General features: G+C 58.5%; 11 protein-coding genes. 1 reads left to right on the top strand and 10 read right to left on the bottom strand.

Annotated features, from left to right (window positions below):
* Positions 1–9: 9 nt before the first annotated feature.
* Positions 10–894 (bottom strand): ABC transporter permease, encoded by an 885-nt coding sequence (locus tag C1J05_RS07180; RefSeq protein ID WP_254684732.1) that lies wholly within the window; start codon positions 892–894, stop codon positions 10–12.
* 81 nt (positions 895–975) lie between these two features.
* Between C1J05_RS07180 and C1J05_RS07185 the strand changes: the two genes are divergently transcribed.
* A complete protein-coding gene (locus C1J05_RS07185; RefSeq protein WP_114869649.1) occupies positions 976–1,995 on the top strand; it encodes a LysR family transcriptional regulator in 1,020 nt (339 codons plus the stop codon).
* Here the strand turns inward: C1J05_RS07185 and C1J05_RS07190 are convergent.
* From C1J05_RS07190 to C1J05_RS07230, 9 genes are all read right to left on the bottom strand, one after another.
* On the bottom strand, positions 1,988–2,782 hold the full coding sequence (locus C1J05_RS07190) for a M55 family metallopeptidase (RefSeq protein WP_114869650.1): 795 nt from the start codon (positions 2,780–2,782) through the stop codon (positions 1,988–1,990). The genes C1J05_RS07185 and C1J05_RS07190 overlap by 8 nt on opposite strands.
* Before the next feature lie 46 nt (positions 2,783–2,828).
* On the bottom strand, positions 2,829–4,043 hold the full coding sequence (locus C1J05_RS07195; protein ID WP_114869651.1) for a M24 family metallopeptidase: 1,215 nt from the start codon (positions 4,041–4,043) through the stop codon (positions 2,829–2,831).
* Between the two features lie 196 nt (positions 4,044–4,239).
* Positions 4,240–5,424, bottom strand: coding sequence for an ABC transporter permease (locus C1J05_RS07200; RefSeq protein ID WP_114869652.1), 1,185 nt, complete (start codon positions 5,422–5,424; stop codon positions 4,240–4,242).
* Positions 5,425–5,429: 5 nt separating this feature from the next.
* Positions 5,430–6,704 carry an ABC transporter permease gene (locus tag C1J05_RS07205; RefSeq protein ID WP_114869653.1) on the bottom strand — a complete coding sequence of 425 codons (1,275 nt, stop codon included), beginning with the start codon at positions 6,702–6,704 and terminating at the stop codon, positions 5,430–5,432.
* 96 nt (positions 6,705–6,800) lie between these two features.
* Complete coding sequence (locus tag C1J05_RS07210; protein ID WP_114869654.1) at positions 6,801–7,895, bottom strand: extracellular solute-binding protein; 1,095 nt, start codon at positions 7,893–7,895, stop codon at positions 6,801–6,803.
* A 95-nt stretch (positions 7,896–7,990) separates the two neighbouring features.
* Complete coding sequence (locus C1J05_RS07215) at positions 7,991–9,088, bottom strand: ABC transporter ATP-binding protein (protein WP_114869655.1); 1,098 nt, start codon at positions 9,086–9,088, stop codon at positions 7,991–7,993.
* Positions 9,089–9,239: 151 nt separating this feature from the next.
* A complete protein-coding gene (locus C1J05_RS07220; RefSeq protein ID WP_114869656.1) occupies positions 9,240–9,956 on the bottom strand; it encodes a maleate cis-trans isomerase family protein in 717 nt (238 codons plus the stop codon).
* Positions 9,953–11,116 carry a M24 family metallopeptidase gene (locus tag C1J05_RS07225; RefSeq protein WP_114869657.1) on the bottom strand — a complete coding sequence of 388 codons (1,164 nt, stop codon included), beginning with the start codon at positions 11,114–11,116 and terminating at the stop codon, positions 9,953–9,955. Before C1J05_RS07225 ends, C1J05_RS07220 begins: the two co-directional genes overlap by 4 nt.
* Entirely contained in the window at positions 11,116–12,168 is a 1,053-nt protein-coding gene (locus C1J05_RS07230) for a pyridoxal-phosphate dependent enzyme (RefSeq protein WP_114869658.1), read from the bottom strand. Before C1J05_RS07230 ends, C1J05_RS07225 begins: the two co-directional genes overlap by 1 nt.
* Between the last annotated feature and the right edge of the window lie 2 nt (positions 12,169–12,170).

Raw genomic sequence — 12,170 nt, forward strand, 5'->3', positions numbered from 1 at the left:
ATCCTGGCCCTACCTGAACGCTTTGGACAATTGGTTCAGCCCCATCAGGCGGCTGTAAAGCACCACAACCAGTCCCAGCAGGAACAGCAGAGTGAACGACAGCGTCGCTCCCATCGGCCAGTTCAGTTCCGACACGACGGCATCGTAAATCAGGTTGCCGAACAGAAAATCACCCGGTCCGCCCAGGATCAGTGGCGTGACATAGCTTCCCCCCGTCAGAACGAACACCAGCAGGCAGCCCGCCGCCAATCCGGGCATCGACAGCGGCAGCGTCACCTCGCGAAAGGCCTGCCACGGGGTGGCACCCAGCGTGCGCGCCGCCGGTTCAAGGTTTTCGTCAATGCCTTCCAGACTGACATAGATGTTCAGGATCATGTAGGGCAGGAACACGTGGATAAAGCCGACGATAACGGTGAATTCGTTGTACATCAGCGACAGCGGCGCATCGGTCAGCCCCAGCAACTGGAACAACCCGTTCAGCGCGCCCTGATTGCCGAAAATGTGAATCCAGCTGAGTGTACGGATGATGAAACTGATCCAGAACGGCAGGATCAGCAACAGCAGCAACAGCCATTTGTCGCGGAATTTGGTCATCGCGATGAAATAGGCCGGAATATAACCCAGAACCGCCGCCAGAAACGTCACGATCAGGGACAGGCGCAAGGTTTTCCAGATGGCGGTGTGATAATAGCTGTCGGTCAGCAATTCGTTCCAGTTGCCGAACTGAAACGCCACCCGATCCACAGCAAGATCGACGTTTTCGTAAAACGAATACACCAGAATGAACGCCATCGGGACAACGACCAGCACAGTAATGGCGAACAGCGAAGGCGACAAAAGCAGCCATGGCCGCGTGTCAGTTGTCTGCGTGGTTTCACCCATCTGCGTGTTCATCCCCGAGGTTTCATTTACTATTGCATGTGGGTCGGGAATTGGACAAATTGATAAGACGTATGGATAACATTGATTTGATTAATGCAAACCGGCAAGGAAGATAAATTCGTTTCCCAGCTTGACTGGAACCTGCTGCGCACCTTTGTGGTGATCGTCGAAGAGGCCAGTATCACCCGCGCCGCAACCCGCCTGTTGCGCGGGCAGCCTTCGGTCAGTCTGGCGTTGCAACGGCTTGAAACCGAACTGGAATGCCGGTTGATCGAACGCGGGCGCGGCGCTTTCCACCTGACGGCGGCGGGGCGGCAATTATACACCGAATGTATGGACATCTACGGCGGCATTGCCCGGCTCAAAGATATCACCACGGCCGCAGCCAAGGAAATTTCCGGCCAGGTCTCGATCCATCTGGCCAGTCACGTAATCACCCCGCTGCTGGATGATCTATTGACCGACACCAAACGCGATTATCCCAAAATCACCTTTTCGATCAAGACGGCGACCAGTGCGGATGTGGCCAAGGCTGTTGTGGACAAGACGGCCAGTTTCGGTATCTGTCTGGTCAATCGCCGCCTGCCGGACCTGACCTATCAGGTGCTCTACCGCGAATTTTTCGGGTTTTACTGCGGGCCGCAACATCCGTTGTTCGGACGGCGTGATCTGGTGATGGCCGATTTGCGCGATTGCGATATCGTATCCTTTGACACTGATGATCTGAACGACGCACTGCGCCCCGTTGCGTTGCTGCGCAAACAATACGACATGGCGCAGCGCATTGTCGGCCGGTCGTCGCAACTGGAGGAAGTGCGGCGTATGATCCAGTGCGGACTGGGCATCGGATCCCTGCCGCTGCATGTGGTCGAACGGGATGTGCGCGACGGTTTGTTATGGCGTCTGCCGCCGTTCTATGACCCGCCAGAGGTGGATATCTATCTGCTGATCAATCCCAAGAAACGGCTGAACCGCGCCGAACAGATTCTGGTGGATCGCCTGCAAAGCCAGATCAGTGCCATTCCACTGGATCAACGCACCTATCCACCCGCAGGGCAGGCCCACAGACCGATGAGCGATATGTCCACAAAAGGTGGCAGCGGACTTACATGAACACCAGTGCGCGCGAAATCTCGAAAATCGTATCCGCTTCGATCCGGATCGTATCGTCGGCAATCAGATCCGCACCGGGATAGAACGACCGCTTGTAAGCCAGTTCATGGTGATTGAACCGCAATTCCATCACATAATGATCGCTGGCGGGCAGGGCATGGCCGCCGAAATCCGTGCGCAACGCCGCCTCGACCCCTGTGCGGATGCGGGTGCAGGATTCGGCAGGTGTGATCGAAATCACTGATGCACCGTGCCCGTATTTGGTTTCGACGACCCCCATTTCCGGATTGACCGCCTGTGCCTGCGCACACATCGCCGCATCGCCCGACAGGAACACAACCGGCACCTTGTGGGTCGCCGCCAGCAACGCGTTGATGCCGAACTCGGACAATGGCGCGCCATTGAGGGTGATGTTGGCGTAAGTACCCGTCATCGTGTGCGACAGCGGGTTGCCGCCATCCGCTGCCGGCCCGTGCCAGCCCACCATCACCAGCGCATCAAAACTGTCGTCCAGTTCCTGTATCATCTTGTAAGGGTGGCCTGACCAGCCGCGTATCACACGCACACCCGATGGCAGGCGCGCGATCTCAAGGTTGCGGGCGGTTTCATGTGCGTCACGCACATAAATCTCGTCTGCGCCTGCATTTGCGGCTCCTTCACAGGCCGCAATCGCCTCGTTCGTCATCAGGGTGCGAAAGGCGGGGTAATCCGGTCCGTTATGCAAGGCTTCATCCCAGTGGGCGATGCCTGCGATGCCTTCGATATCGACGCTTACATATACCTTCATGGGTCCCGCCTTCCGCTAATGCCTGATGCTGTCTTGTGCGGGCAGGCTACACGATGTTGGCGTCCGGACCATAGGGAAAGCCGGTGATGTTTTCCGATGTTTCCTTGCCGACGATCAGAATGTCATGCTCGCGATAGCCACCGGCACCGGGTTGGCCTTCGGGCAGCCACAGCATCGGTTCCATCGACACGACCATGCCGTCTTCCAGCACGGTATCGATATCTTCGCGCAGTTCCAGACCGGCCTCGCGCCCGTAGTAATGGCTTAGAATGCCAAACGAATGGCCATAGCCGAACGACCGGTACTGAAGCAGACCCTCGTCCGCGAAAAAGCGGTTGATCTCGTCGCAGATGCCCGAACAGGTCGCGCCCGGTTTGATCAGGCTTATCCCCAGTTCATGTGCTGCGACATTGGCCTTCCAGATGCGCAGGCTGTCCACATCCGGTTCGCCCAGAAACAGGGTGCGTTCCAGCGCTGTGTAATATCCCGAAATCATCGGGAACGTGTTCAGCGACAGGATATCACCGGTTTCCAGCTTGCGTGTCGTGACCGGATTGTGCGCGCCGTCAGTGTTCAAACCCGACTGGAACCAGACCCAGCTGTCGCGCAGTTCCGAGTTCGGATGCGCGCGGGCAATCTCCAGCTCCATCGCGTCGCGCCCGGCCATTGCAACATCGATTTCCCGCGTGCCTTCACGAATGGCATCGCGCACGGCAGCACCGCCGATATCGGCAATGCGCGCCCCTTCACGGATCAGCGCGATCTCTTCAGCCGATTTCACCATACGGCTGGCCATTGTATCCGGTGCGATATCCACCAGTTCGGGGTCTGACAACATGGTCGTCGCAGTGGTGCGGGCCGCAAGTGTCATATGATCCGCTTCGATCCCGATGCGGCGGGCGCCACCGGCCAGCATCGCAACTGCGCGCCAGTAATTGTCGCGCTTCCAGTCGGTGAAAATGACGTTGTCCCCGACCGAACGCCGCCACGGCTGACCGGCATCAATATTCGCCGAGACTGTTGTGCAGGCATCCTGTGTAACGACACAGCCATAGGGCCGCCCAAAACTGCAATACAAAAACCCGGAATAATAGGCGATATTGTGCATGCTGGTCAGCAAAACGACCGGAATGTCACGTTGCGCCATCAGCGCGCGCAGGTTGGTCAGGCGGCGATCATATTCGCCGGTGCTAAAGGGCAGGGGCGCTTTTTCGCCATTATGGCAGGTAAAAAACTCCGGGCGGTTTGATAGATCTTGCATGGATTTGTTCCTTGTCCACTGCCGGACATAAACCCATGCCCGGCCACACACCCCGGCGTTCAGGGCGGCAGGCCTTGCAAAGCAGGACCGTGACAGGGGACCACGGCCACGACGCCATCGCGGCAGCTGTCACAGGATTTCCGTATTGCCCGGCAATGCGCCGGTCAACACAAATTTTGGATTTCAGGTCGTGCGATCAGCTGGGCGTGATACCGCGCAACCTCTCGGACCGGCGACGCAGCAGTTCGACCGTTGTCAGCAGCATGATCGACAGAACCACCAGAATGGTCGCCACCGCCAGAATGGTCGGGCTGATCTGTTCGCGCAGGCCGGTGAACATCTGCCAGGGCAGGGTTTTCTGGCCGGATGAACCGACGAACAAAACCACCACAACTTCATCAAAGGAGGTGATGAACGCAAACAGCGCGCCCGAAATCACACCCGGCAGGATCAGCGGCATCTGCACCTTGAAAAAGGTCCGGACCGGTCCGGCACCCATATTGGCTGACGCCCGCGTCAGGCTGCGGTCAAAGCCAACCAGCGTTGCGGTCACGGTGATGATCACAAACGGAATGCCAAGGGCGGCATGGGCCAAGATCACGCCCAGATATTCACCCTGCAGACCGATGCGCGAATAAAAGAAAAACATGCCCGCCGCAGAAATGATCAGCGGCACGATCATCGGTGAAATCAGGATCGCCATGATCGCACGGCGGAACGGCACGTGATCCTGGCTAAGCCCGATGGCGGCCAGTGTGCCGAATGTAACCGACAGCAACGTCGCCCAGGGCGCGATGATAAAAGAGTTTTTCAGCGCGTGCTGCCAATCGGAATTGGTTAGGAAATCACGATAATGCTTCAGCGAATAGCCTTCGGGATCCAGCGCCAGCATTTCGGGCGTGAAGGTAAAGAAATCTTCGGCATTAAAGCTAAGTGGCATCACCACGACGATCGGCGCGATCAGAAAGAAAAAGATCAGCCCGCAGATCAGCAGGAACGTATTGTGCCACAGCACATCACCCGCGGTGGCATAAATCGGAACGCCGCGCCGGTAATCGCCCGAATGCAGCCAGTAGGCGAACCAGCTGTAGATCAGTCCAAAGATTGCACCAACAATCAGGCCGGACAGCCCCGCCATGATGAAACCGCCCAAACCCAGAACAATGGCCGTTCCCAGCCGGCCCGTCGCGCGGTTGGGCACCATCTTGATCAGGATGACGGCCAGCAGTGCGGCAACGATGATACCGCCGGCCACACCGGCCCAGGAATTGCCATTTGCCGTTCCCACAAGATACCCGCCAAACGCGCCCGCGGCGGCCATCAGGGGCAAGGTGAACTTGCCAAAATCGGGGGTCGGAATTTCTGATCTTAACTTGGCCATGTTTCTTACCCCAACTTCACGTTGTCGATACCGACAATCTTGTCATACACCCAGTAGAGCATCAGAACCGCGACCAGCAGGATGGTGCCCAGTGCCGCCGCCAGTCCCCAGTTCAAAGAGCTTGAGATGTGATAGGCGATCCGGTTCGAGATAAAGACACCTTTGGTGCCGCCCACCAGTTCGGGGGTGATGTAGTACCCGATGGCCAGAATGAACACGAGGATACAGCCCGCACCGATCCCCGGCACGGATTGCGGGAAATAGACCCGCCAGAACGCTGTCCAGTTGGTTGCGCCCAGCGATTTCGCCGCCCGCACATAAGATGGCGGGATGGTTTGCATCACCGAATAGAGCGGCAGGATCATGAAGGGCAGCAGGATATGTGTCATGGCCACAATCGTGCCGAACTGGTTGTTGATCATGATCAGTCGCGCCGCATCATCGACCAGACCCAGCCAAACAAGCGTATCGTTGATCACGCCCTGTTGCTGCAACATGACCTTCCAGGCAGAGGTTCGCACCAGCAGCGAAGTCCAGAACGGCAACAGAACCAGAATAAGCAGCATGTTCGACGTTTTGGACGGCAGATTGGCCAGCAAAAACGCAATCGGATAGCCCAGCAACACGCATGACCCCATGATCATCAGAGACATGAACAATGTGCGCTGGAACAGGGTGATGTAAATCTGCTGGTTCTCGGGACGCATTTCGACCCCGTCAACTCCCTTTTGCAGATCGACCGAGTTCAGGAAATACCCGTTTGTGTAATTGGAGGAATAGACCTTCAGCGTCTTCCACGTGTCGGGGTCTACCCAGTCTTCGTCGATATCGGCGAATTTTTCCTTGAACGGCGCATCTGCGGCCAGATCCCAGCGATCAATCCGGCGGCCGGATTTGCGGAACAGCGACGACATGCCGGTTTTTTCATAGTTCAGGCGCGACCCAAGCCGCGTGTGCAACTTGGCCTCGACAGCGATCTGCATGTCCTGCGCCAGTGCGGCAAACACCGCCTCGTCGGGCGCTTCGTTTGAATCGGGGTCCCAGTCTTGCAGCGCCTCGACGGTTCTGGGCAGCGTGTCGGGCACGATCGAGTTCTCGACCGAGCGGAACAGCATGTCTGCAATGGGAAGAATAAATGTAATCAGGATGAACACCAGCAACGGTGCAATCAGCATCAGCGCCCGCAGCTTTTCGCGCCGCAACGCCTTTGCAAGGCTTTTCTTCAGCGGTGTGCCATCTGCCGACAGGACAGGTCCGGTATCGGTTGTTGCATCACTCATGGTGTTCCCCGTTCTGTTTTAGGTCTTGGCCGTTTTCGGCTTCTGGTGGTTCGGGGGCGCAGTGGTCCGCGCCCCCGATGGATGTGTCAGGCAGGCCTATTGTGCCAGCCACGCCTGGAATTTCGCGTCGATGTCGTCGCGATAATCGGCCCAGAACTCGTAGTTATAAAGGAACGTGTTCTTGGCGTTTTCGGGATCGGTCGGCATGTGCGGTGCCATATCGATACCCAGTTCGGCGTGCTGGCCAACCAGAGGTGCCGAAGACTTGCGTGCCGGACCATAGGAAATCCACTTGGCCTGATCCGCAAGACGCTGCGTATCTGTGGCGAAATAGATGTAATCCAGCGCTGCTTTTTCACGCTCGGGCGACAGACCGGCAGGAATGATCCAGCCGTCAAGATCGAACACCTGCGCGTCCCACAGCATGGCAACGGGCTGGTCTTGCTCTTCGATCACGCTGAACAGACGACCGTTGTAGGTGGACCCCATAACCACTTCGCCATCGGCCAGCAGTTGGGGCGTATCCGCACCGGCCGACCACCAGATCACGTCATCCTTGATCGTGGCCAGTTTATCCAGCGCCTGCTGCTGACCTTCGGGTGTTTCCAGAACGTCGTAAACGTCTTCCTTGGCAACCCCATCACAGATCAGCGCCCATTCCATGTTGTTGATCGGGCGCTTTTCCAGTGAACGCTTGCCGGGATAGGCTTCGGTATCGAAAATTGCGCAAACGCTTGTGGGGGGCGTGTCACCCACCATGTCGGTGCGATAGCCGAATGTTGTCGAATAAACGATTTGCGGAATGAAGCAGTCGGAAACCAGCAGGTCGCCGAAATCTTCGCTGGCGGGTGTGCCATCGGGGGCAGGGGCCAGTTGTGTGTCGGCATCGATTTCCAGCGCAAGACCTTCGTCGCACAGGCGGATCGCATCGGATGCAACCACATCGACCACATCCCAGGTAATGTTTCCGGCTTCGTTCATGGCGCGCAGTTTCGCAACCGCTTCGGCCGAGCTTTCGTCGTTGATGATGTTCACGCCCGGATTGGCCGCCATATAGGGGTCGTGATAGGCGTTTTGCTGAGATGCAGAATATGCACCACCCCATGACACGATTGTCATGTCCTGGGCCAGCGCGCCGCTCGCTGCCAATGCGGCTGCACTTGCGGTGACGAACAAACTTGTGACTTTCATTTTAGTCTCCCTTTATTTCCCGTAACTTTTACGTCCAGCGCTTCGGGTTATCACTGGATCGTCGGTCCGCCCAGCGGCAGACCGAACCGACAGCGCTAGGCGTCCAGTGCGCGGCAATCTTGTGGCAACCAGCCGATTTCAATCTGCTGTCCCGGTTTCAGTCGGTCCTGATCCGGGGCGTTGCGGGTCTTGATGACGAACTCGTCATTTCCGGCAACCCGCAGGCGGGTGCGGAAAATGTCGCCCATATAGATGAACTCCAGCACTTCGGCCTTCAGTGTGTGAACGCCTTTTTGCAAACGGTCCTTGTTGTATTCGACACGTTCGGGGCGGATCGACACGCGGGTGCGTTCGCCCGGCTGGCTGACATTGATCGGCTTGCAGTCAATCAGCTCTCCGTCGTCCAGCTGGACAATGGCAACGCCGTTGTTGACCTCTTTAATAACACCTTCCAGCGTGTTGTTTTCGCCGATAAATTGCGCAACAAAGCTGTTTTCGGGCTCTTCGTATAGCTGATCGGGCGGTGCCAGCTGCTGGATACGCCCGTCATCAAAAACGGCCACGCGATCCGACATGGTCAGCGCTTCGGTCTGGTCGTGCGTCACGTAAACTGTGGTAATGCCCAGTTCATGCGCCAGATGGGTGATTTCGAACTGCATCTTTTCACGCAACTGTTTGTCCAGCGCGCCCAGCGGTTCGTCCATCAGCACCAGTTCGGGTTCAAACACCAGCGCGCGTGCCAGCGCGACCCGCTGTTGCTGACCGCCTGACAATTGTGCGGGACGGCGTCCGCCGAACGATCCCATTTCGACCATATCCAACGCGCGTTTGACCTTGGCCTCGCGGTCGGACTTGCCGATATTGCGCACTTCCAGAGGAAAGCTGAGGTTTTCGGCGATCGTCATGTGCGGGAACAGGGCATAGTTCTGAAACACCATGCCGATACCGCGCTTGTGCGGCGGGATGTTGTTAATGGGTTCTCCGCCCAGCATGATTTCGCCGTGGGTTGCGGTTTCGAACCCCGCCAGCATCATGAGGCAAGTGGTCTTGCCGGACCCTGATGGCCCAAGCATGGTCAGAAACTCGCCGCGGGGAAGCGCCAGGTTCAGATCTTTGACGACAAGCGTTTCGCCATCATAACTTTTCTGGACGTGCTGAAATTCGACGAATGCGTCGCTGGATGAATCGGCCACGTTGTCTCCCTGTCTTTCTGTTTTATCGGTTGAGGTGCCAGCGAACCGGCCCCCACCGGTTTTGACATAGTAAAAGGCATCAGATAGGCGACATGCAACCGGTTTTTGTTATTTTCTATAGTGTTGCCGGAAAAAAGGCGTCAAAACGGCCCTATTTTACGCAGTTTTGCACCAGATGCCTCATGTGCCACGCCAGTGCCTGATTGCTGGACAGAACCGGTTTGCCTAAAGCCTGTTCAATGGCTGGAATCGCATCGTAGGTACGCAGATTCGTGCAGCTTAGAAAAACACCCTCGACCGATGGGTCGGCCCCCAGTTTCACCGCGGCATCGACAACAGAAGCCGTTGAAATCCGAACAACTTTTGCCTCCTGGGCCTCGCCAAAGCTGCCAAAGACAGACATATCCACGCCGTTTTGCGCAAATGCCGCGCGCAACGGCTCGTTCACCTCTTCTATATAGGGCGACAACAGCGCGATCCGCGACAGGCCGCGCGCTGCGCAGGCCGCAACGGTCGCGCGCAGCGGATTAGTGACCGTGTCCACATCGCACGCCCCCTGAACCAGTTTTTCGATCCGCTCTGATCCGATCACCGAACTGGCTGACGTGCAGCCATACCCGATCACCGGAAAGTGCAATCCTTTGGGCAACAGGTCTGCCGCGGCCGTCAGATCGGTCTGCATCTGCGACAGGGTCTGGTGCGTCACCGTCTGACCCGATGGAATGCGGCTGACATAAAGCGGGCTGGGGTGATCGGCGAAATAGCGTTTGAAATCGGGTTCTATCGTTTCATCCGTCTGCAAGACGATCAGCCCGATGGGCGGTTTTTGTGGATCATCGCGGTCCAGCGTATAGGGATAACGGCTCATATGATTTGCATCTCCGCCGTGGCGCGCGGCGACAGGAATTCCGGTGCGCCTTCGGTGATCAGAATATCCTCTTCGTGCACCAGAATTCTGCCGTTGACAGCGATCCCCGGTTCCAGCGTCAATACCATACCCGGTGCCAGAAGGGTATCATCTGCGGGAATGAACGATGGCCATTCGGTCAGCGACATGCCCAACCCGTGCCCAAGACGCCCCGCATCCGTGGCACCGGCCCCCTTGCTCAGAATGTCGTTCATGGCATGGAACAGATCGGCGGCCCTGTAACCGGGGCGGGCGATGGCGGCGGCGGCATCGGTCGCATCGATCAGGGTTTTATACGCATCTGCCACCGGCGGTGCCACCGGCCCGACCGACCAGTTGCGGTCGTAATCGCAAAAATACCCGTCCCAGACCAGGCCGGTATCCAGCATCAGCACATCGCCCTGTTGCAGCGGCACGGGGCGCGCGGGGGAAATCACATCGCTGTATCCGCCCTGTTCCGCCCCACCGGCCAGATAGGGCACCCAATCGGCCCCTTCCTGCAGGCACAGCATCTGGAACTGCCGGAAAATCCGGTCCAGCGGCACGCCTTCGCCCGCGATTTCCGGCACCCGCCGAAAGGCGCGCGCGGCCACTGCGCAGGCGGCGCGGATCTTGTCCACCTCAAGCGGTGATTTGATCCGGCGCAGGTCGCGCACGATCTGCTGATCGCCCGTCAGCGTTCTTGCGCCCAGATCATGTGCCAAACGTTGCAGATCGGCCCATGGCATCCGCACATGGGTTTCCGGCCCGTCGGGCAGGCCGATCCGCGCATGTTCCGGCGTCAGTTCGGCCAGTGTGTCGCACAGCAGCGACAGGCCGTCATCTTCCAGATCGGGAGAGGACCAAGTGCGAATGTCGCGCACCCAAGTCTGTGCCATCAACGCCGCCCCGATGGACGGGATCACCGCAACCGGCGCGCCGCTGGCAGGTACGATCAGAAACCACGGGCGCGTCGGGCTTTCCCAGAACCGGGTCAGATAGCCGCTGAAATAGCGCACATCGGTTTCGCAGGTCAGCACCAGCGCATCCAGCCCGCGCTGGCCCATCAGGTGCTGGGCCTTGGCCACGCGGGCCTGAAATTCGGCATCGGGAAATCCGCGTTGCGGTTCGCTATTGCTCATCAATCGGCCACTTCGGACAGGAAACACAGAACCCGCGCGTCCGCGCCGATCCCGACAGCGGCGCGCGCCTGTTCGGTAAGAACCATCGCCACGCCGGCCCCGCCTGACGGCGTTGTGGCCAAATCTGCCTGTGCCATCGCGGGCAGCATCGCTGAAACCGCAGCATCGGACATCGTCACAAACCAGTCGGCATCACGCGCCAGCCCGTTCAGGGCGATAATCGACGGTTCCTTGCAATCCAGCCGCCCCATGATGCTGTCAAGACCGGTTGTGGTTACACACTTGCCAGCTTTGATGCTGGCCTGCAGGGCCGGAGCGGCGTCAGGTTCAACCACGATGATAGTCGGCGCATTGCCCCACACCTTGCGCGCATAGGCGGCCACCGCCGTCGCCAGCCCGCCAACGCCGGCCTGCAATACGATATGGGTTGGCACTGTCGGGCATTGCTCAACCGCTTCGGCGGCCATTTGCAGATAGCCTTCCATCAGGATGTGGGGCAGTTCGGTATATCCCGCCCAGGCGCTGTCAGACAGCAGGGTCCAGCCGTTGGCATCCGCCGCGGCAGCTGCGGCGGCCATGCTTGCGGCATAATCGGCCCCTTCGCGTACCACATCCGCCCCCTGATCGCGCAATCGGATTGCAAAGCTTTCCGGTACGGTTTCGGCGATATAGATGACCGCGTTTGCACCGAACACCCGCGCGCCCGCCGCCACCGACATGCCGTGATTGCCCGCACTTGCCGTGACATAGGTGCGCCCCCGCAACGTGGTGGCGTCCGGCATTTCGGAAAGATCGCTGGCGTGGCGCGCAATCACGTAAGCCGCACCCAGTGCCTTGAAACTTCCAAGGTTCATGCGCGTGCGCTCATCCTTGACCCACAATGCGGAAATTCCCGCCTGCGTGGCCAGACTTGCGGCGTCCAACAATGGCGTCTCTGCCGCGGCAGGGCAGTGTTCCAGCAACGCCGCAACCCTGTGCGCGGCGATACTGGGATAGGGCGCTTCGGCCACCAGTTTCGGTTTGGCGCGGTGCGGGTTGGCGACAGCTTTCATGC

Source organism: Sulfitobacter sp. JL08 (assembly GCF_003352045.1).
Taxonomy (GTDB): domain Bacteria; phylum Pseudomonadota; class Alphaproteobacteria; order Rhodobacterales; family Rhodobacteraceae; genus JL08.